Source organism: Sciscionella sediminilitoris, from assembly GCF_000737195.2.
In the GTDB taxonomy this organism is placed as follows: Bacteria; Actinomycetota; Actinomycetes; order Mycobacteriales; family Pseudonocardiaceae; genus Sciscionella; species Sciscionella sediminilitoris.
The window spans coordinates 23344-44364 of record NZ_JALM01000061.1 but is presented as its reverse complement, the minus strand read 5'-3'; the positions used below and the strand labels follow the sequence as shown (position 1 = coordinate 44364).

Genomic DNA, 21021 nt, shown 5'->3' with positions numbered 1-21021 from the left:
TTTTGAAACCATCTCTAAAGCATTTCCGGCGGGCTACGGCAATTCCAGCAGGGCGAGCGGAAGCTGCCCGCAGTGGTAGAGCGGGCCGCCCGCGCCGTTCTCCCATAGCTGCACCACATCCGGGGAACGCACCAGGGAACCGGTCACCTGGCGGACCGAAGTGGACACGACCACCCTGCCGTGCGCGTTGACGAGCGCGATCCGCCCGCCGAGAGAACGCAGCAGCGGCATCAGCACCCGCTCGAGCCCGCGCACGTACACATCCGAACCGACGACACCGACGAACTGGTCCCCGTCATGCACCGGGAGCGTGAACGTGAGCGAGTACTCGTCGGTGCACAGATAATCCACGTAGGGCCCGGTCACGTGCCGCTGCCCGGTACTGCGCGGCGTGCTGAACCAGGGCTGGCGGGTGTAGTCGAGGAATTCCTCGCTGGTCGGGTCGAGGCTGACCTGCAGCCGCACCGGATCGTTGGGCACCTCGCCCTTCCACCACTCCAGCCAGCGGGGCCGGTCGGCGAGCATGCCGACATCGGTGATGAACCCGCAGCCGACCACGAGCCCGCGCTCGGTGCCGAGCATCCCGATGATCTGGCCGCGCAGGGCCTCCAGATCGGCGACCCCGGGGAACGCCCCGGTGCCGGTGCGCTCGGCATAGACCTGTTCGACGCTGGTGCGCAGCGTGCCGAGCGCGGCGAAGATGCGCTCCAGCATCGCCGTCACCTCATCCGCGACGCTGGTTACGGTCAACGTTGGCATCTGTAACACCGGTGCTCCAGGTGGTAATCGCTCCGACGAAGGCACCTTACGTCGTGGAGAGCCGCATGTGTAGTTCCGCGAGCTGTTCGATCGCTTCGAGTACGTGTTTCTCGGTCAACTCCCGCGCCCGCGGTCCGTCCGCATCGGCGATCGCCGCGGCGATGGCCGTGTGCGCCTCGCGTGCCGCGCGAAGTGCCCCCTGCTCGCTCGTCGGCAGCCACAGCAGCGCACCGAACTCCCCCTGCAGCCGCACCTCCAGCTGGGTCAGCCGGGGTGACTGCCCCGAGGCGGCCACCTCGAGGTGAAAGGTCCGCTCTGCCCGCTGCACGCCCGATTCGCCCGAACCGAGCTCATCGACACTGGTGCCGATCCTGGCGATGTCCTCGGCGGAGGCCCGTTCGGCGGCGAGCCGCGCCGCGGTGCCCGCGATGGCCGAATACTCGTCCCCGATATCGCGGATCTCGGCCAGGGTCATCTCGCGCAGCCGTGCCCGCACGGTGGCCTTGGCGCGGTCCGCAGGAGTGCGCACGAAACTGCCCCCGCCACGGCCGCGCCGCGTCTCGACGAGTTCCTGCTGCCGCAGCGCCGTCAAGGCCTCGCGAATCGTCACCGTCGACACGCCGAACCTCGCGGCCAGCTCCGACTCGCTCGGTAACTGCTCCCCGTCCTCGAGCAGCCCGAGGCTGATCGCATCGGTCAGCCGCTTGGCCACCGTTTCGGCTCTACCCCGCTGTTCGAGCGGTGCGAACACCGCCGAACGCGCCGCGCTCTCCGTCATCAAGGCACCCGTCACTCGATCCACCGCACGCACTCTGACGAGAATTCTGCCCGAAACTCTTGAACTTTGACATATAATCCCATAGGTTTTAGCACTCTCGGCAGGCGAACGACTACGGATGAGCAAAGGAGCTCTCGTGCGGCAGCTCAGCAACTTCGTGTACGGCGAAGCGAGGCAGGCACGTTCGGGCAGGTGCACCGAGCTGATCGACCCGGTACGCGAAGGTGTGAACGCCACCGCGCCGCTCTCCGGGCCCGAGGATGTCGCGGACGCGGTCGACGCTGCCGGGGCCGCGTTCGAGTCCTGGTCGGCGACCACTCCGGCGCAGCGCCAGCTGGCGCTGCTGCGGCTCGCCGAGGCCATCGAGTCCCGGGCCGAGGAGATCATCCGCGTCGAATCGGAGAACACGGGCAAACCGCTCGCGCTCATCCGGTCCGAGGAGATCCCGATGATGCTCGAGCAGCTGCGGTTCTTCGCCGGAGCAGCGCGCCTGCTCGAGGGCAAGGCAGCCACGGAATACCTCGCCGGGCACACCTCCTTCGTGCGCCGCGAGCCGATCGGGGTGTGCGCGCAGATCACTCCGTGGAACTACCCGCTGCTGATGGCGATCTGGAAGATCGCGCCTGCACTGGCCGCGGGCAACACCGTGGTGCTCAAACCCGCCGAGACGACGCCGGCGAGCACACTGCTGCTCGCCGAGCTCGCCGCCGAGCACCTCCCGCCCGGGGTGCTCAACGTGGTGTGCGGGGACCGGGAAACCGGCCGCGCGCTCGCCGAGCATCCGCTCCCGGCGATGGTTTCGATCACCGGATCGGTGCGCGCGGGCATGGAGGTGGCGCGCACCGCCGCGGAGGACCTCAAGCGGGTGCATCTTGAACTGGGCGGGAAGGCCCCGGTGCTCGTGTTCGAGGACGCCGATCTGGCCAAGGCCACGGCCGGGATCGCCGAGGCTGGGTTCTTCAACGCCGGTCAGGACTGCACCGCGGCCACCCGGATCCTGGTGCAGTCCGGTGTCTACGAGGAATTCCTCGCCGCGCTGACCGGACAGGCTGCGGCGACCCGCACCGGGAACCCGGACGAGGACGTGCTCTACGGGCCGCTCAACAACGCGGCGCAGTTCGCGAGGGTCGCCGGGTTCGTGGACCGGCTGCCGGACCACGCGAGGGTGCATACCGGCGGCGAACGCGTTGGCAGTCAAGGGTTCTTCTACGCGCCGACGGTGATCTCGGGTGTCCGGCAGGAGGACGAGATCGTGCGCGAGGAGGTGTTCGGCCCGGTGCTGACGGTGCAGCGATTCGATACCGAGGCCGAGGCGCTGCGGCTGGCCAACGACGTCGAGTACGCGCTCGCTTCGAGCGTGTGGACCCGCGATCACGGTACCGCCATGCGCGCGGCGAGACGGCTGGATTTCGGGACGGTGTGGATCAACGCGCACATCCCGCTCGTCGGGGAGATGCCGCACGGCGGATTCAAGCACTCCGGCTACGGCAAGGACCTCTCCGCCTACGGGCTCGAGGACTACACCCGCATCAAGCACGTGATGAGCAACATCGAGGAATGAAGGGCAGGCGCCGATGTCCGTGGCGGCGGAAACGCAAACCATTGCGGCACAACGAGAGGAACGCCCTCCGGCCATCCGGTTACGCGGGCTGCGCAAATCCTTCGGGACCGCGCGGGCCGTGGCCGGGGTGGATATGGACATCGCCGACGGGGAGTTCTTCGCCATGCTCGGCCCATCGGGTTCGGGCAAGACCACGATCCTGCGCATGATCGCGGGGTTCGAACAGCCCAGCGGCGGCACGATCACCCTGGACGGCAAGGATGTCACCGGGCTCGCCCCGTTCCAGCGGGATGTGCACACGGTCTTCCAGGATTACGCGCTCTTCCCGCACATGACCGTGCTGGAGAACATCGCCTACGGGCTGCGGGTGCGCCGGGTTCCCAAGGGCGAACGCCTCGACCGCGCGCGGGAGGCGCTGGACACCGTCCGGCTCGGGGACTACGCGGACCGCAAACCGAATCAACTCTCCGGAGGGCAGCGTCAGCGCATCGCCCTGGCCCGCGCACTCGTCAACCGTCCCAAGGTGCTGCTGCTGGACGAACCGCTCGGCGCGCTCGATCTCAAGCTGCGCACCGCGATGCAACTGGAACTCAAACAGCTGCAGCGCGAGGTCGGGATCACCTTCGTGTTCGTCACCCATGATCAGGAGGAAGCGCTGACCATGAGCGACCGGATCGCGGTGATCAACGAGGGGAACATCGAGCAGATCGGCACCCCCGCGGAGATCTACGAGGCACCGGGGAGCGCGTTCGTCGCCGGTTTCGTCGGTACCTCGAATCTGCTCGAACCGGCCGCCGCCGAACAGATCGTCGGCGAACGCGCCACTTTCAGCGTCCGGCCGGAGAAAATCCGGCTCGACACCGAGCTCGGAACCCCGGCCGCGCCGGACGAGTTCACCGCACCGGGTGTGCTGCGCGAGGTCGTGTTCACCGGTCCCTCGACCAGATACGTGGTCGAGCTGGACGCCGGTGGCACGCTCTCCGCGCTCCGGCAGAACGACGGCGCCACGAACGCCGGACCGCGGACCGCCGACCGAGTCCGCCTGAGCTGGGCGTGCGAACACAACTTCCGGATCGCCAGCTCCACCACGAATGAGTCAACAACCGGAGGAAAATGATGCGCAAACCAGGAAAACTCGGCGCCATCGCCGGGCTTCTCTCCCTCGGGGTCGCCCTGACCGCCTGCGGAACGAGCGGAAACGCCGGGGAAAGCAAGGGCGGTAACGGTCTCAATCCACCCAAACTCGAGGCCATGAAACAACTCGGCGCGGGCGAAGGACAGGTGAACGTGCTCGCCTGGCCCGGATACGCGGAGAACGGCTCCAATGATCCCAAGATCAACTGGGTCGGCCCGTTCGAGAAGGAGACCGGCTGCCAGGTCAACGTGAAGACCTTCGGCACCTCGGACGAGGCGGTCAACCTGCTCAAGTCCGGTCAGTACGACGTGGTCTCCGCCTCCGGGGACGCCTCGCTGCGGCTGATCGCCTCCGGGGATGTGGAGCCGATCAACACCAAACTGGTGCCCAACTACGCCGATATCCAGCCGTTCCTGAAGAACCGTGCCTGGAACAGCGTCAAGGGAACCTCCTACGGCATCCCGCACGGCTGGGGCGCCAATATGCTCACCTACCGCACGGACAAAGTGAAGCCCGCGCCCGATTCCTGGGACGTGATGTTCGGCGAGAATTCGCCGTACAAGGGCAAGATCGAGGGCTACGACTCCCCCATCCACATCGCGGACGCGGCGCTCTATCTCAAGGCGCACAAACCGGAACTCGGCATCAAGAACCCGTACGCCCTGGACGACAAACAGTTCAACGCGGCCGTCGACCTGCTCAAGAAACAGCGGCCGAACGTCGTCGAGTACTGGTCGGACTACCTCAAGGAAGTGCAGTCCTTCTCCAGTGGCAACGCCCATGTGGGAACCGCATGGCAGGTCATGGTGAACACCGCGAAGAAGAACGGCGCCCCGATCGCCGATGTGCTGCCCAAGGAAGGGGCGACCGGCTGGTCGGACACCTGGATGCTGTCCAGCAAGTCCAAGCACAAGAACTGCTCCTACAAGTGGATGAACTACATCACCGGACCGCAGGTGCAGGCACAGGTCGCCGACTACTTCGGTGAGGCTCCGGCGAACGCGAAGGCCTGCGATGTCGCCGAGGACAAGACGGTCTGCGACACCTATCACGCCAAGGACGCCGATTTCGCGAACAAGATCCAGTACTGGACGACCCCGATCGAGCAGTGCCTCGACGGGCGCACGGACGTCAAGTGCAAGGACTACAGCGACTGGACCAAGGCCTGGACCGAGATCAAGGGCTGACCTGAGGAGGGACGGGGTGGAGCGGTCGAGGCCGCTCCACCCCGGTCGAACCGATGACTACGAACACCGCACAACGCACCCGATTCGCCGACCGGATCTCCAGCTTCGGCTACGCACGGCCCCGGCTCCGCCTCGCCGGGCTGCTCTCGCTGCCCATGCTCTGGCTCGGCCTCGCCTATCTCGCCGCGCTCGCCGCCCTGTTCGTCTCCGCGTTCTGGACGACCGACAGCTTCACCGGGGAGACCGTCCGCGACTGGAACGTGGACAACTTCGTCAGCCTGTTCTCCGACGGGGTCTATCGCTCGATCACCTTTCGCACGCTCGGTGTCGCCGTCGGGGTGACCCTCATCGACGCGCTGATCGCCTTCCCCATGGCCTACTACATGGCGCGCTACGCATCCGTTCGCGCGCAACGGATCCTGGTGATCGCGATCCTCACCCCGCTGTGGGCGAGCTATCTGGTGAAGGCCTACGCCTGGCGCACCATGCTGGCGCCGAACGGGCTCATCGGCTGGCTGCTGCATCCGTTCGGACTGGACAGTCCCGGTTACGGCGTCACGGCCACCCTGATCACGCTTTCCTATCTGTGGCTGCCGTACATGATCCTTCCGGTGTACGCCGGGCTCGGACAGCTGCCACAGTCCCTGATCGAGGCCTCCACGGACCTCGGCGCGCGCGGCTGCCGCACCTTCCGCTCGGTGATCTTCCCGATGGTGTTCCCCTCGGTGATCGCCGGTTCGATCTTCACCTTCTCGCTGTCCCTCGGGGACTACATCGCGGTGCAGATCGTCGGCGGGACCTCGCAGATGCTCGGCAACGTCGTCTACGCCAATGTCGGTGCCGCGAACAATCTTCCGTTCGCCGCGACCGTGGCCACCATCCCCGTGGTGATCATCCTGCTCTACCTGTTCGCCGTGCGCCGCACCGGTGCGCTCGACAATCTGTGAGACAACCATGACCCGATCCCGTACCTCGCGGAACCTGCTTCTGCTCGCCCTGATCGCCGGGCTGGTGGTGATCTATTTCCCGCTGCTCGTCGTGGTGCTCAACTCGTTCAACGCCGACACCACCTTCGGCTGGCCCCCGGTGCGGTTCACCCTCGACTGGTGGGGCCGCGCCGCGGGCAACTCCGGCGCCATCGACGCGCTGGTGACCAGTGTCGAGGTGGGCCTGATCGCCACGGTCATCTCCCTGCTGCTGGGCACGATGGCCGCGTTCGCGCTGCAGCGCTACCAGTTCTTCGGCAGGGACACGGTTTCCCTGTTGCTGATCCTGCCGATCGCGCTGCCCGGGATCGTCACCGGTATCGCGCTGAACAATGCCTTCCGCACGATGCTCGGGGTCGAGCTCGGCTTTTTCACCGTGGTGGTCGCGCATTCCACGTTCTGCATCGTCACCGCCTTCAACAACATCCTCGCCCGGCTGCGCCGCAGCGGCACCAATCTGCAGCAGGCCTCGATGGACCTCGGCGCGAACGGGTTCACCACCTTCCGGCTGATCACCTTCCCGGTGCTGCGTTCGGCGCTGCTCGCCGGTGGACTGCTGGCCTTCGCGCTCTCCTTCGACGAAATCATCGTCACCCAGTTCACCATCGGCGCGGGTATGAAGACGCTCCCGGTGTGGATCATGGACAACCTCTCGCGGCCGAATCAGGCTCCCGTGGTGAACGTGGTCGCCACGGTACTGATCCTGGTCTCCACCGTCCCGGTGTACCTGGCCCAGCGACTGTCCGGGGACACCGCGACCGGGCACCGGTGATGACCGGCCTCACCACCTCGACCCCTTGCCCTGGACCGGCCGGTTGCTATCATCAGGGATAGGAGCCGCCTGGACGCGGCTCGCGGACGAGGGAGCAGTACCCGCACAGCGACAAGACTGCCGCGAAGGTTCGTCATGAGCTGGATTGTGTTGATCTGCTCCGGAATGCTGGAAGCGGTGTGGGCCACCGCGCTCTCGGCTTCGAACGGATTCCGGAAACCCAAACCGACGATTCTGTTCCTCGTCGCCCTGACCGCGAGCATGGCCGGGCTCTCCTTCGCCATGACCGCCATCCCGACCGGCACCGCCTATGCCGTGTGGGTCGGGATCGGCGCGGTACTGACCGCGGTACTCGCGATCGTGCGCCGCGAGGAACGTGCCACGCTCGTCCGCACACTGCTGTTGCTGGTACTCATCGGGTGCGTCGCCGGGCTGAAGGTGGTGAGCTGACATGTCCAGGCAGTCGAACACGAACACCGGATCGTCCTGGCTCGTGCTGCTGCTCAGCGCGGTGCTCGAGGCGGTGTGGGCCACCGCGCTCGGCGCCTCGGACGGATTCACCGAACCGGTCGCGGTGGTGATCTTCGCGCTCGGCCTGGTGCTGAGCATGACCGGGCTCGGTTACGCGATGCGCGGGATCCCCATCTCCACCGCCTACGCGGTGTGGACCGGGATCGGGGCGGCGCTGACCGTCACCTACGCCATGCTCACCGGTGAGGAGGCGGTCTCCGCGGTCCGGCTGGCGCTGCTCGCCGGGATCGTGGGCTCGGTGATCGGGCTGAAACTGGTCAAGCCCCCTGCGCGGCGAGGAACTCGGTGATCCGGGACCAGGTCTGCCCTGCCGCGGCGGTGTCCGCTTCCCGGTGCTCGGCCGTCGCGCCATCGGTGTACAGGTGCGAGCAGCCCGGGTAGCGGAACACCTGCGCCCCGTGCCCGGACCAGGCAGCGAGATCCGGCTCGTCCACGAACTCGTCCGGTTCGGCGACGTGGATCTGCGTGGGCAGCGGCGCCACCTCGGGAAGGTAGCTCGCGTCGTGCAACAGCACGAGCGCCGAGAAGGCGAACCGCTCGGCGATCCGGACCCCGAGTGAAGCGCCGAGGGAGAACCCGAGGAACACCGCGCCCGGCGGCAGATCCGCACAGGCCCGCTTCGCGCGTTCGTCGAGCACATCCCTGCCGAGCTCATCGCGATAGGCCAGCCCGTCGGCGATCCGGTCGAACGTGTTGCCCTCGAACAGATCGGGGACGCGTACGGTATGTCCGGCGGCGCTCAGCCGGTCCGCCGCCGCGTGCACGGCCGGACGCAGTCCGTACACCGAATGAAAAACCATGATCTCCGCCATCGGATCACGGTAGCCACCCGGAAAAAGCACGGCAAGGAGGATCGATGCGGGCGATCACCCCGGAGGCGCTGCGTACCGAGCTGGCCGAGCAGATCGGGGACCGCGCCCGCACCGGGCGTTGCGCGGTGCTCGTGGACGCCGCTCCGCTCGCCGAACCCGAGCGGTTCGCCGAGGATCTCGTGGATCCCTTGCGGGAACGGGGTTTTCCGGTGCAGCGGGTGGACGCGCGGGATTTCCTGCTGCCCGCCTCGCTGCGGCTCGAGCGCGGCCGGGAGGATCCGGACTCCTACTACGAGGACTGGCTCGACGCCACCGGTCTGCGCCGCGAGGTCTTCGACCGGTGGACCCGCACCGGCCCGTGCTCGGTGCTCCCGTCCCTGTGGGACGCACGCACCGACCGCGCCACCCGGGCCGAGTACCGCGAGCAGCCGGAGCACGCGGTACTGCTACTCGCCGGAACCTTGTTGCTGCACAAGGGTTTTCCCAGCGATCTCACGGTGCACCTCGGTCTTTCCGAGCGCACCCTGGAGCGTGAGCTGCCCGCGCGGGATCGCTGGACACTGCCCGCTTTCCGCCGCTACCGCGCCGAATTCGATCCCGAGGCCAGCGCCGATGTGCTCGTCCGCTTCGACCACCCGGACCGGCCAGCGGTGCGTCCCTGACCGTAGCGGACGTCGAACTGCCGCAGATCGATCCCGCGCATCGTCAGGCGCTGGTGCGGCGCCGATCCCGGCCAGGCGATCCGGTTGACCCGGTTCTCGTCGATGAAATAGCTCGTGCAGCCACCGATGGACCACACCGCCTCGCGCAGTTTTCCGTGCGCCCATTCGGTGAATTCCCGTTGCGCGCGCTCACCGACCTCGATGCGGCTGATCCCCTGTCTGCGCATCGCGGAGATCAGCCGGACCACGTGCGCGCTGTTCGCCTCGATGGTCAGCAGGAACGAGGTGTGCGCGAGTACCGAGTTCGGCCCGACGATGGTGAACACGTTCGGCGCCCCGCGCATCGCGATCCCCCGGTACCCTTCCAGGCCCTCCCGGTCGATCCGGTCCACGAGCGAATCCCCGTCCACGCGCAGATCCGGGAAGTACTTGTACATGTCCTGCACGTGGAATCCGGTACCCCAGACGATCGCGTCCACCTCGGTGCGCCGCCCGGTCTCGTCGATGACCCCGGTCTCGTCGATCTCGGTGACCCGGTCGGTGATCAGGTCCACGTTGTCCCGGGCGAACGTGCGGTAGTAGTTGTTCGCCACCATGGGCCGTTTGCAGGAGAACCGGTAGTCCGGGGTGAGCTTCGCGCGGGTCTCCGGATCGGGCACCTGGTTGCGCAGCGCGCGCAGGCACAGCGCCTCGAAGGCACCGAGCAGCCGGGGATTGAACTGCGCGTGGTGCAACAGCTCGTGTCCGCTGAAAATGGCGGCACGCAAGGCTTTCTGCGCCAGTGGGAGGTTGCGGAACGCGGCCCGGACCGGAGCGGTCAGCTCCAGGTCGAGTTTGGGCAGTACCCAGCCCGCCGAACGCTGGTACACGGTGAGCCGCTCCGCACGCTTGGCCAGTTGCGGCACGAACTGCACCGCGCTCGCCCCGGTGCCGAACGAGGCGATGCGTTTCCCGGTGACGTCGTAGTCGTGGCGCCAGCGCGCGGAATGGAACGAGGGCCCGGTGAATCGGTCCCGCCCCGGAATGTCGGGAATGTGCGGGAAATGCAGGCTGATACAGGCGAGCACCACGATCCGGGCGCGCACCGGGACACCCGAGGTCTCCAGCGACCACATGCCCTCGTCCTCGTCGAAGCTGCCGCCCAGCACCTCGGTGCCGAACCGGGTGCGCTCGCGCAGCCGGTACTTGGCGGCGAGCTTGCGTGCGTAGCCGAGCAGCTCCTCCTGCCCGGCGTAGGTGCGCGACCAGTCCGGGTTCGGTTCGAAGGAGAACGAGTAGAGCGGGGAGGCCACATCCACGGTGCAGCCCGGGTAGGTGTTCTCCCGCCAGGTGCCGCCGACCTCCTCGGCCTTCTCCAGGATCACGTAGTCGGTGATCCCGGCCTCGGCGAGCTTGATCGCGGTGCACATGCCGGAGAATCCGCTGCCGACAATCGCGATCTCGGTGACGATCCCGGTCCCGTCCCGCTCGTTTTCGGTGCGCATACGGCCTCCTTGCCGCCCGCGAGGATGACTTACCTGCAGTACTGACGGTATCTTCTCGCGGGCGGGCGGGCAATGCTCCGGCCCCGCACCTCCCCCGCACCGGACCCGCCCGATCGGGGTAGCGTGCGCACGTGACCATGCCGAACCCCACCGATCCCGCCGATCTGCGACTGCTGGCGCTGCTCGCCGAGGAAGGCAAGGGGGCCGTGCACGAGTTCGCCGCGCGCCTCGGGATGGACCCCCGCGAGGTGGCCACCCGGTTGATCAACCTCTCGGCGAGCGGGCTCCCGCTCGTGGTCGGCGCGGAATGCGATCAGCAACGGCTGCGCGGGACGGTCGCCGCCGCTCAGGCCGCGCAACGCCAGCCCCAGCATCCGGGCAGCCAGTACCCCGGCCAGCAGTACCCGGGCCAGCAGCATCCCGGATACGCCCGGCCCGGCTACCCGGCGCAGCAGCCGCCCCAGCCGTACCCGGCGCCGAACCAGGCGGCGCCCTATCCGGCTCCCGGCCCCTATCCGGCGCCGAGTCCGGTTCACCATCCGGCACAGCAGCCAGGGCCGTATCCGCAGCCGGGCGCGCAGAGCGGGCCCTATCCGGCCGCCGCACCGCAGCAGGCGGGTTCGGTGGCGCGCATTCCCGCGGTCGCCGAGCCGCCCGCGCCCCAGGATCCGCCGTCCGACGATCCGCTCAGCATCTTCGGGCCGCCGCAGAGCGCGTCCTGGACGCGTGGGGACAAACCGGTCGCGGGCACGGAGAAGCCGGGCCCGAACAACCCGGACGGCCCGGCCGCCAGCGGGAAGGTCGGCGAACGGCTGGACACCACGGGACTGGAGGGTGATCCGATCAGCGTCCGGCTCGTCGAGGTGGTGGATCCCGCCGATTCCCTCTACACCGCGGCCGGGTACACCCTCGGCGGGACCGAGCGCGCGGTCGTGGTGCACACCGAGCTCACCAATCGCGGCTCCCGCACGTACCAGACGCTGCCCGATCAGTATCTGATGCTCTACACCGCGGAGGGGCACTCCATCGGCAAGGCGGCGATCTCGCTGTCCTCGCGGCCACCGCACACGATGGGGGTTCCGCCCGGGGAAACCGTCGGCGGGCACGCGGTCTACATCCTCAACGAGCGCACCCGTGTCCTCGAGATCCGCTGGCTGGCCCGCCCCGACTCGCAGCGCGGCGGGCTCACCTGGGAGCTGTAGCGAACTTTCAGGCGCTGCGCAGCTTCTCCAGCGCGGCGGCCAGATCGGCCGGGTACTCGCTCGAATAGGACACCCGCCTGCCGTCGCCGGGGTGCTCGAAGGAGAGTTCGTGCGCGTGCAGCCACTGGCGGGTGAGCCCGAGCTGCTCGGCCAGCCGCGGATCGGCACCGTAGGTGACATCGCCGGCGCAGGGATGGCGCAGCGCGGAGAAGTGCACCCGGATCTGGTGCGTACGACCGGTCTCCAGGTGCACCTCGACCAGGGAGGCCGCCGGGAAGGCCTCGATGACCTCGTAGTGGGTCACGCTCGGTTTCCCGCCCTCCACGACCGCGAACTTGTAGTCGTGCCGCGGATGCCGGTCGATGGGTGCGTCGATGGTGCCCTGCGTGGGATCCGGATGCCCTTGCACGACCGCGTGATAGACCTTGTCCACGGTCCGTTCCTTGAACGCGCGCTTGAGCAGGGTGTAGGCGCGCTCGCTCTTGGCGAGCACCATCACGCCGGTGGTGCCGACATCCAGGCGGTGCACCACGCCCTGGCGTTCGGCGGCACCCGATTCGGCCAGGTGCACCCCGGAGGCGGCGAGCCCGCCGATCACGGTGGGGCCGGTCCAGCCGGGCGAGGGATGCACGGCCACCCCGACCGGTTTGTCCACCACGATCAGGTCGTCGTCCTCTGCCACGATGCGCAGCCCGTCGACCGGTTCGGGACGCGCGCGCAGCGGCTGCTCCGGTTCCGGCAGGGTCACATCCAGCCAGGCCCCGGGCACCAGCCGGTCGGACTTGCCCACCGCGGACCCGTCGAGCAGCACATCGCCCTCGGCGGCCAGCTCGGCGGCGACCGTCCTGGACAGACCGAGCAGTTTCGCCAGGCCCGCGTCCACCCGCATCCCGGCGAGCCCTTCGGGGACCGGGAGGGTGCGCTGCTGCCTCACGCCTTCGCCCCGTTCCCGGACTTGCCGTCCTCGTCGTCCGGCTTGTCCTTGGTGCGCCGTCCGTCGTAGTCCCTGCCGAGCAGTACGAGCAGCACGATCAGCGCACCGCCGACGGTGATGCCGGTGTCGGCGAGGTTGAAGATCGCGAATCCGGTGCCGTACGGGTTCAGGAAGGACAGAAAGTCCACCACGTGCCCGCGCAGCGGCCCGGGTGCGCGGAAGATCCGGTCGGCGAGGTTGCCCAGCGCCCCGGCCAGGACCAGGCCGATCCCGATCGCCCAGCCGGTCGAGCGCAACCGGGGCGCCATCCAGACGATGGCCACGATCACCGCGATCATGATCAGCGAGAGCACCCAGGTCATCCCGTTGGCCATGCCGAAGGCGGCACCGGGGTTGCGGGTCACCGAGATCCACAGCAGCCCGCCGAGCAGTTTGATCGGGGCGTGCCCCTCGACGTTGGCCACGATGAGCAGCTTGCTCACCACGTCCACGGCGAGCCAGACCAGGGCGACGATCGCCAGCACGCCGATCCTGCGTTTGGCCAGCGGCCGGGTGTGTTCGGCCACCTCCGGACCATCCCCCGTCCGTGCGCCCTCGGGGTGCGCCGTGTCCTCGCCGCCTTCGCTCACCCCGCCTATTCTTCCAGGAAGGCGGGCAGCGGGCGCGGGTCGGGGCTCGGGGCGTACTTCCCGTCCACGATCGCGTAGTCCCAGGACGGCCCGTACAGCACGATCGCACGCAATGCGGCGAGCAGCCGTTCGATGTGCTCGGCCCGGGTGCCGAGCCCGATCGAGACCCGCACCGCGGTCTCCGCCTCGGCCCCGGACTCGGCGAGCAGCCGCCCGGTGGCGATGTGCGCGCAGAACTTCCCGTCCCGCACACCGATCCCGTGCTCGGCGGAGAGCACCGCGGCCAGCAGCCCGGACTCGATCCCGTCCAGGGTGAAGCTGACCACGCCGACCCGCTCGCGCGCACCGTCGAACAGGGAGAGTTCGCGCACCCCGGGGATCGTGGCCAGCCCGGCACGCAACCGGTCCAGCAACGCGTTCTCGTGCTCGGCGACCGCCTCGGCGCTGCGCCCGAGGGTCTTGGCCGCCACCGCGAGCGCGTGCACCCCCACCACGTTCGGCGAACCGGCCTCGTGCCGCTCGGGCACCTTCGCCCAGGAGACCCCGAGCTGCTCGTTGACCAGTTTGGTGGCGCCCCCGCCCGCGAGGTACGGCTGCGCGGCGTTGAGCCAGTCCGCGCGGCCGATCAGCGCACCGGCCCCGTACGGCGCATAGCACTTGTGCCCGGAGAGCACCACGTAGTCCACGTCGAGCGCGCGGATGTCCACCGGGCGGTGCGGGGCGAGCTGGGCCGCATCGAGCACGGTGCGGGCACCGTGGCGGCGGGCGATCGCGGCGAGTTCGGCGACCGGCCACAGTTCCCCGGTCACGTTCGAGGCGCCGCACACGACGAGCAGCCGCGGTCCCTCCGGGCTCTCTGCCAATGCGGTGTCCACTTCGGACAGTGCACTGTGGACATCGCGCGGGGTCGGCACGTGGGTGACCCGGCCGCGCCAGGGAAGCAGGGCCGCGTGGTGCTCGGTGTCGAAGAGCACCACGGAAGTGCCGCGGGGCACCGATTCGGCGAGCAGGTTGAGCGCATCGGTGGTGTTACGGGTGAACACCACCGCATCCCGCTCGCGCGCCCCGGTGAACGCACGCAGGCTCGCCCGCGCCCCCTCGTACACCTTGGTGGAGATCTGCGAGAAATAGCCCGCCCCGCGATGCACGCTCGCGTAGTAGGGCAGGAATTCGTCCACGGCATCGGCGACCGCGTCCAGACACGGGGCGCTGGCCCCGTGATCGAGGTTCGCGTATTCCACCCGGCGCCCGTCCACGAGCGGGGCGGGCACCCCGGCGCAGCGGACACCGGGAACGGCGGCGCGCACCGGGGCGGGGTAAGTGGCGGGGCGAACTGGTGCGATGGTCATCGAGTTTTCCCTCCGGGGGTCGAGGACCCTTCCGCGAGGGGTCCGCGCTTGCCCGTGGCGTTCCCACGTGGCCAGGTCGTCACCCGGGGCACCCCACCGCGGAAGGAGGGTTGCCGGCCAGCTAGCCGGGGCTTGTCGCTGGCACTCATGACCTTTCGCGAAAGACCATAACGGAATCGCCGCGCACCGGTAAACCCCGAACACCGTGCGCTGAGATCCAGACCACAACTCTGAAAAGCGGCGAAGCCGCTCTCACCACCCACGCAGCTCGCACCGCGGCCGGACCCACCGAGCATCCCGGCCCGGGGATCAGCGACCCGTCTCTCCGCGCCAGGCGGCGTGCTTACCCGCCCGGTCCACGGCCCGAATCCGCCGTTCGGTCTTCTCCCGCGCGGCTTCGGTGGCCACCACGAGCAATTGGTCGGCCCGCCGCAGCCGGGTGGACGAGTCCGGGGTGAATCCCTCGCCCTCGCGCACCACGAGGCTGACCGTCGCCCCTTTGGGCAGCCGCAGTTCGGAGAGGTAGACACCGTGCAGTTTGGAGCTCTCCTGGATGCGCACCTGCAGCAGTTCGGCGCCGAGGGTGTCCAGTGGTGCGGCGTCCACTTCGAGTTCGGTCGGCTGGCCGCGCTGGCGCAGGCCGAGGATCCGGGCGAGTACCGGGAGGGTGCCGCCCTGGAACAGGGTGAGCAGCACGACGAGCACGAAGACCGTGTTCACGAGCAGCTCAGCGCGCGGTGCTCCCTCGGTGAGCGGGATCATGGCGAGCACGATGGGCACCGCCCCGCGCAGCCCGGACCAGGACAGGAATATCTGTTCGCGCCAGGGCAGCCGGAACGGCGCCGTGGACAGGAACACCGAGGCGGGCCGGGCGAGCAGCAACAGCACCAGTCCGGCCACGATGCCCGGCAGGATCGCCTCGAGCATCCTCTCCGGGGACATGTACAGCCCGAGCAGCACGAACAGTCCGATCTGGGCGAGCCAGCCGAGTCCCTCGGCGAAGGACAGCGTGTCCGAGCGGTGCGGCAGCTGGGAGTTCCCGAGCACCACCCCGGACACGTAGGTGGCGAGCAGCCCGGAGGCGCCCGCGAGCTCGCCGGTGGCGTAGGCGAGCACGCAGATGGCCACGGCGGCGAGCGGGTACAGACCGGTGGAGGGCAGCGCGGCGTGCCGCAGCAGCCAGGATCCGCCGAGCCCGAGCAGGCCGCCGATGATCGCGCCCGCGACGAGTTCGTAGACCACGAGCAGCGGGGTCTGCCAGCCGAGCGGGGCACCCGAGGCGAGCAGCACGACGGCAAGGTAGACCGGGGCGTCGTTGAGGCCGGATTCGAGCTCGAGTGCCCCGGCGATGCGTTTGGGTACCCCCACGGTGCGCAGCACGCTGAACACGGCGGCCGCATCGGTCGAGGAGAGCACCGCGCCCCAGAGCAGTGCGGTGCGCCAGTCGAGGTCGAGCAGATAGTGCAGCGCGGTTCCGGCGATCCCGATGGACACGATCACCGCGCCCGTGGACAGCGCGATCCCCACCCCGAGCGCGGGCCGGACCTCGCGCCATTTGGTGGTGATACCGCCTTCGGTCAGGATGAGCACGAGCGCGGCGATGCCGAGTGATTCGGTCAGTTTGGCGTTGCTGAACTCGATGCCGAAACCGGATTCGCCGAGCACGACCCCGATGCCGAGATAGAGCAGCAGGGAGGGAAGACCGAGGCGGGAGGAGACCCGGACGGCGAGCACCGCGAGCAACAGAACGAGCGCGCCGACTCCGAGTACCTCGCCGAGTTCCTCCACGCCACCTCCCAGTTCTCCGATACATTTTCTCGTGCGGGTGCGAACCAGACGAAACGGGGTGCATGGCGATGGGCGATCGACCTGGTACTACCCGCACATCCCCGGGTTCCGGACCCGGCCCGGATGTGGTGCGTGGCACCGATGAGCTGACCGCCGATGCGGCGTATCGGCTCACCCGTTCCGGGACCCGCATCGAGTGGCGCGGGGATTACCAGAACGCCCGCCAGTTGCTGGCGGCCATGGGCCGGCGGGCCCGCAAAGGCAAACCACCGCGCGATTTCGCGGCACAGCGCCGCGCCACCGCGGAACAGGCGGAGATCCTGGGCCGGTTGCTGATCCCCGTGGAGCCCGGCTGCGTCATCCCGCTGCGCCGCGCCCCGGATGTGCGGCAAGCCTGCCTGGCCGCGGGATGCCCACCGGATGAGGCGTTCACCCTGTCCCTGCGCGAGCTGCTCGGCATGATCGGCGCGCAGCAGTGGCGGGAGAAGGGCGTGTACGTTCCCGCGCTCGCCGAGCGGATCCACCCGCACTACGGCGTGTTCTCCCCGGTACGCGGGGAATACGTGGATCTGGTCGCCGAGGCCCCGTTGCCCGGCGGTGGCACCGCTTTCGACATCGGCACCGGGACCGGGGTGCTCGCCGCCGTGCTGGCCCGCCGTGGCCTGGATTCGGTGATCGCCACGGACACCAATCCGCGCGCCGTCGCGTGCGCCCGGGACAATATCGATCGGCTCGGCCTCGCGGATGTGGTCGAGGTGCGCGAGACCGACCTGTTCCCGCCGATGCGCGCGGATCTGGTGGTGTGCAACCCGCCGTGGGTGCCCTCGGCTCCGAGTTCCGAGCTCGAACAGGGCATCTACGACCCGGAAAGCCGAATGCTGCGCGCCTTTCTCGCCGAACTGGCTCCGCACCTGAATCCGGGCGGGGAAGGCTGGCTGGTCCTTTCCGACCTCGCCGAGCATCTCGGCCTTCGCGGGCGCGAAGAACTGACCGGAATGTTCGCCGCGGCAGGCCTTTCGGTGACGGGCCGGCTCGAGGCGCAGCCGAAGCACAAGCGCAGCAAGGATTCCAGCGATCCGCTGCACGCCGCGCGCGCCGCCGAACGTACCGTGCTGTGGCGGTTGCGGGCGCAGGACTAGTTCCCGCGCCCGCAACCGGGATCAGTCAGGCGACCTTGGTGACCCGTGCGGTGATCTCGACTCCCTCGCCGACGGTTCCGGTGAACCCGTCCGCCTCCGCGGCGTACTCGACCGCGTCGGCGAGGGTTTCACTGCGCAGGAATTCCTCGTGTGCCCGGATTTCCCCGGCGACATCGGCGGGCGCGGCAAGGGTGACGGTGATCCGGTCGGACACGTCGAGACCGGCCTCCTTGCGCGCCTGCTGCACCACGCGCACCGCGTCCCGCGCAGTGCCCTCGGCGCGCAGTTCCGGGGTGACCTCGGTGTCCAGCACGACCAGCCCGGCACCGCCGGGAAGGGCCGCGGTGGCACCGCTGTCCGTTGCCACGAGTTTGCGTTCGTACTCACCCTCGAGCAGCGGTATCCCGGCGGCGACCACGGCGCCCTCGGCGTCGAGTTCCCACTCCCCCGCCTTGACCGCCTTGATCACCCGCTGCACGTCCTTGCCGAGCCGCGGCCCGCAGGCGCGCGCGTTCACCGCGAGCTCGAAATGCCCGTGTGCGGCGACATCCGTGTCCAGCTCGACGGACTTGACGTTGACCTCCTCGCGGATCTGGTCGAGGAATCCGCTCAACCGTGCCGAATCCTCGGCGGCCACGGTGAGTTTCGCCAGCGGCAACCGCACCCGCAGCTTGCCCGCCTTGCGCAGGGACAGCGCGGTCGAGACCACGGCCCGCGCCTCGTCCATCCCGGCCACGAGTTCGGCGTCCGCGGGCAGCTCCGCGGCCCGCGGGTAGTCGGTGAGGTGCACCGAACGCTGCCCGGTGAGCCCGCGCCACACGGCCTCGGTGGTCAGCGGGAGCAACGGGGCGATCGCGCGGGTGGTCACCTCGAGCACCGTGTGCAGGGTGTCGATCGCATCCCCGTCGCCCGACCAGAACCGGTCCCTGGAGCGCCGCACGTACCAGTTGGTCAGCGTCTCCAGGAAGTCGCGGACTTCCGCGCACGCCCCGGAGATGTCGAAGGCGTCCATGGACTCGGTCAGATCCCGCACCAGATCGTGTGTCTTGGCGAGGATGTAACGGTCGAGCACGTGCGCCGAATCGGTGCGCCACTGCCCCGGCCGGTCCGCGGCGTTCGCGTAGAGCGCCAGGAAGTACCAGCTGTTCCACAGCGGCAGCACGGACTGGCGCACCGCCTCGCGGATCCCGCGCTCGGTGACGATCAGGTTGCCCCCGCGCAGGATCGGCGAGGACATCAGGAACCAGCGCATCGCGTCCGAGCCGTCCCGCTCGAACACCTCGGTGACCTCGGGGTAGTTCCCCTTCGACTTGGACATCTTCTGTCCGTCGTCGCCGAGCACGATGCCGTGCGCGACGCAGGTGCGGAACGCCGGCCGGTCGAACAGCGCGGTGGCCAGCACGTGCATCAGGTAGAACCAGCCACGGGTCTGGCCGTTGTACTCGACGATGAAATCGCACGGGTAGTGGTGCTCGAACCAGTCCCGGTTCTCGAACGGGTAGTGCACCTGGGCGAACGGCATCGACCCGGACTCGAACCAGCAGTCGAGTACCTCGGGAACCCGGCGCATGGTGGAGTTCCCGGTCGGGTCGTCCGGGTTGGGCCGGGTCAGTTCATCGATCAAGGGCCGGTGCAGATCACCGGGCCGGACCCCGAAGTCGCGCTCGAGTTCGTCCAGCGAGCCGTACACATCGGTGCGCGGGTAGCGCGGATCGTCGGAAACCCACACCGGGATCGGCGAACCCCAGTACCGGTTACGGGAGATCGACCAGTCGATGGCGCCCGCGAGCCAGTTGCCCATCTGGCCGTCCCGGATGTGCTCGGGAACCCAGGAGATCTCCTTGTTCAGTTCCACCATCCGGTCCCGGAACTTGGTGACCGCGACGAACCAGGAGTCCACCCCGCGCTGGATGAGCGCGTTGTCGCAGCGCCAGCAGTGCGGGTAGGAGTGATCGTAGGTCTCCCGCCGGAACAGCCGCCCGGCCGCTTTCAGGTCCGCCATGATGGGCAGGTTCGCGTCGAACACGTGCATGCCCTCGTACGGCGGCACCTCGGCGTTGAACTCGCCGTGCACGTCCACCGGGGTCGCCGCGACGATGTCCGCGGCGTCGGTGACCTGTTTGTCGATCTCACCGTAGGCGGGGGCGATGTGCACGATCCCGGTGCCGTCCTCGGTGCTGACGTAGTCGGCCAGCAGCACCTGGTGCGCGTTGCGCCGCCCCGCGTAGAAGTCGAACGGCGGGGTGTAGGACAGCCCGGCGAGCTGGGCTCCGGTGTACTCGCCGAGTACCTCGGGATCCTCGCCGAGTTCGCGGGCGTAGGCGGCGAGCCGGTCCCGCGCGAGCAGATACTTGGCATCGCCCGCGCGCACCACCACGTAGTCGACCTCGGGGTGCACCGCGGCGGCCAGGTTGGACGGCATGGTCCACGGGGTCGTGGTCCACACCAGGATGCCGACCCCGTCGAGCTCGGGCCGGTCCGGGGCCACGATCGGCAGGGTGACCGTGATGGCCGGATCCTGGCGCGGCCGGTAGACTTCGTCCATCTTGGTCTCGGTGTTGGAAAGCGGGGTCTCGCACCGCCAGCAGTACCACAGCACCTTGAAGTCGCGGTACACCAACCCCTTGTCCCACAACGACTTGAACGCCCAGATCACCGATTCCATGTAGTCGGTGTCCAGGGTCTTGTAGTCGTTGTCGAAGTCCACCCACCGCGCCTGGCGGGTGACGTACTCCTGCCATTCGTTCGTGTAGCGCAGCACGTTGTCCCGGCACGCCTTGTTGAACGCGGCGATGCCCATTTCCTCGATCTCGTTCTTGTGCTTGATCCCGAGTTCTTTCTCGGTGGAGATCTCGGCGGGCATGCCGTGGGTGTCCCAGCCGAACCGGCGCTCGACCCGGCGGCCGCGCATCGTCTTGTAGCGCGGCACGATGTCCTTGACGTAGCCGGTCAGCAGGTGCCCGTAGTGCGGGAGACCATTGGCGAAGGGGGGACCGTCGTAGAAGACGAACTCGTTGGAGCCGTTCTCCCCCGCCGGGCGTGCCTCGACGCTCGCGCGGAAGGTGTCGTCGGCGGCCCAGTAGTCGAGGATCTCCTGCTCGAGCTCCCCGAAAACCGCCTGGGAGGGCACCGATTCGGCCCCTGCTCGTGGGTAGCGTCGTTCGGCGGACATGGGTGATGCGCTCCTAGCAGTAGTCGTGCCCGTACTCGATTCTCGTACGGGGACGACCCTGCGGCCGCGGTACCACCCCGTTTGCGCGCCGCCTGCACGGCGGCGCGCCACTCGATGGCCGGCTGTCTCGGGCCGGACCCG

General features: G+C 68.7%; 19 protein-coding genes and 2 riboswitches. Of the genes, 10 read left to right on the top strand and 9 right to left on the bottom strand.

Annotation, left to right across the window (positions count from 1 at the left end):
* Window positions 1-33: 33 nt before the first annotated feature.
* Both AD72_RS22605 and AD72_RS22600 read right to left on the bottom strand, forming a co-directional pair.
* Window positions 34-714, bottom strand: a complete 681-nt coding sequence (locus AD72_RS22605; protein ID WP_156365329.1) for a cache domain-containing protein — start codon at window positions 712-714, stop codon at window positions 34-36.
* A 91-nt stretch (window positions 715-805) separates the two neighbouring features.
* Window positions 806-1537 carry a FadR/GntR family transcriptional regulator gene (locus AD72_RS22600; protein ID WP_031468562.1) on the bottom strand — a complete coding sequence of 244 codons (732 nt, stop codon included), beginning with the start codon at window positions 1535-1537 and terminating at the stop codon, window positions 806-808.
* A 136-nt stretch (window positions 1538-1673) separates the two neighbouring features.
* Between AD72_RS22600 and AD72_RS22595 the strand changes: the two genes are divergently transcribed.
* The 7 genes from AD72_RS22595 to AD72_RS22565 all read left to right on the top strand — a co-directional run bounded on the left by AD72_RS22595 (window position 1674) and on the right by AD72_RS22565 (window position 7998).
* Window positions 1674-3098, top strand: coding sequence for a gamma-aminobutyraldehyde dehydrogenase (locus tag AD72_RS22595; RefSeq protein ID WP_082469101.1), 1425 nt, complete (start codon window positions 1674-1676; stop codon window positions 3096-3098).
* Window positions 3099-3111: 13 nt separating this feature from the next.
* Complete coding sequence (locus AD72_RS22590; RefSeq protein WP_051898894.1) at window positions 3112-4215, top strand: ABC transporter ATP-binding protein; 1104 nt, start codon at window positions 3112-3114, stop codon at window positions 4213-4215.
* Window positions 4215-5420, top strand: a complete 1206-nt coding sequence (locus AD72_RS22585; protein WP_031468559.1) for an ABC transporter substrate-binding protein — start codon at window positions 4215-4217, stop codon at window positions 5418-5420. The genes AD72_RS22590 and AD72_RS22585 overlap by 1 nt, the downstream gene beginning before the upstream one ends.
* 155 nt (window positions 5421-5575) lie before the next feature.
* Window positions 5576-6367, top strand: a complete 792-nt coding sequence (locus AD72_RS22580) for an ABC transporter permease (protein WP_425480779.1) — start codon at window positions 5576-5578, stop codon at window positions 6365-6367.
* 7 nt (window positions 6368-6374) lie between these two features.
* Complete coding sequence (locus AD72_RS22575) at window positions 6375-7178, top strand: ABC transporter permease (protein ID WP_031468557.1); 804 nt, start codon at window positions 6375-6377, stop codon at window positions 7176-7178.
* A 59-nt stretch (window positions 7179-7237) separates the two neighbouring features.
* Window positions 7238-7305: riboswitch (guanidine-III (ykkC-III) riboswitch) on the top strand.
* Window positions 7306-7313: 8 nt separating this feature from the next.
* Entirely contained in the window at window positions 7314-7628 is a 315-nt protein-coding gene (locus tag AD72_RS22570) for a DMT family transporter (protein WP_031468556.1), read from the top strand.
* A gap of 1 nt (window position 7629) precedes the next feature.
* Entirely contained in the window at window positions 7630-7998 is a 369-nt protein-coding gene (locus AD72_RS22565) for a DMT family transporter (RefSeq protein ID WP_031468555.1), read from the top strand.
* On the opposite strand, the gene AD72_RS22560 is transcribed toward AD72_RS22565, so the two are convergent.
* Entirely contained in the window at window positions 7967-8521 is a 555-nt protein-coding gene (locus AD72_RS22560) for a dienelactone hydrolase family protein (protein ID WP_037346996.1), read from the bottom strand. The two genes, AD72_RS22565 and AD72_RS22560, sit on opposite strands and share 32 nt — an antisense overlap.
* A 44-nt stretch (window positions 8522-8565) precedes the next feature.
* Between AD72_RS22560 and AD72_RS22555 the strand changes: the two genes are divergently transcribed.
* Window positions 8566-9183: a nucleoside/nucleotide kinase family protein gene (locus tag AD72_RS22555; RefSeq protein WP_031468553.1), complete on the top strand. Its 618-nt coding sequence runs from the start codon at window positions 8566-8568 to the stop codon at window positions 9181-9183.
* Here AD72_RS22555 and AD72_RS22550 read toward each other — a convergent pair.
* Window positions 9099-10667: a flavin-containing monooxygenase gene (locus AD72_RS22550; RefSeq protein WP_051898893.1), complete on the bottom strand. Its 1569-nt coding sequence runs from the start codon at window positions 10665-10667 to the stop codon at window positions 9099-9101. The genes AD72_RS22555 and AD72_RS22550 overlap by 85 nt on opposite strands.
* 137 nt (window positions 10668-10804) lie before the next feature.
* Between AD72_RS22550 and AD72_RS22545 the strand changes: the two genes are divergently transcribed.
* Window positions 10805-11869: a hypothetical protein gene (locus AD72_RS22545; protein ID WP_031468551.1), complete on the top strand. Its 1065-nt coding sequence runs from the start codon at window positions 10805-10807 to the stop codon at window positions 11867-11869.
* Window positions 11870-11876: 7 nt separating this feature from the next.
* On the opposite strand, the gene AD72_RS22540 is transcribed toward AD72_RS22545, so the two are convergent.
* The 4 genes from AD72_RS22540 to AD72_RS22525 all read right to left on the bottom strand — a co-directional run bounded on the left by AD72_RS22540 (window position 11877) and on the right by AD72_RS22525 (window position 16569).
* A complete protein-coding gene (locus AD72_RS22540; RefSeq protein ID WP_051898898.1) occupies window positions 11877-12758 on the bottom strand; it encodes an RluA family pseudouridine synthase in 882 nt (293 codons plus the stop codon).
* Between the two features lie 41 nt (window positions 12759-12799).
* Window positions 12800-13432: a signal peptidase II gene (lspA, locus tag AD72_RS22535; protein ID WP_037346981.1), complete on the bottom strand. Its 633-nt coding sequence runs from the start codon at window positions 13430-13432 to the stop codon at window positions 12800-12802.
* A 5-nt stretch (window positions 13433-13437) separates the two neighbouring features.
* Window positions 13438-14781 carry an aminotransferase class V-fold PLP-dependent enzyme gene (locus AD72_RS22530; RefSeq protein WP_031468548.1) on the bottom strand — a complete coding sequence of 448 codons (1344 nt, stop codon included), beginning with the start codon at window positions 14779-14781 and terminating at the stop codon, window positions 13438-13440.
* 39 nt (window positions 14782-14820) lie between these two features.
* Window positions 14821-14934: riboswitch (SAM riboswitch) on the bottom strand.
* Between the two features lie 156 nt (window positions 14935-15090).
* On the bottom strand, window positions 15091-16569 hold the full coding sequence (locus AD72_RS22525) for a potassium/proton antiporter (RefSeq protein WP_031468547.1): 1479 nt from the start codon (window positions 16567-16569) through the stop codon (window positions 15091-15093).
* 68 nt (window positions 16570-16637) lie between these two features.
* On the opposite strand from AD72_RS22525, the gene AD72_RS22520 reads away from it, so the two are divergent.
* Entirely contained in the window at window positions 16638-17708 is a 1071-nt protein-coding gene (locus tag AD72_RS22520; RefSeq protein ID WP_051898896.1) for a methyltransferase, read from the top strand.
* Between the two features lie 25 nt (window positions 17709-17733).
* On the opposite strand, the gene ileS is transcribed toward AD72_RS22520, so the two are convergent.
* Window positions 17734-20880, bottom strand: coding sequence for an isoleucine--tRNA ligase (gene ileS, locus AD72_RS22515; protein ID WP_031468545.1), 3147 nt, complete (start codon window positions 20878-20880; stop codon window positions 17734-17736).
* Window positions 20881-21021 lie beyond the last annotated feature (141 nt).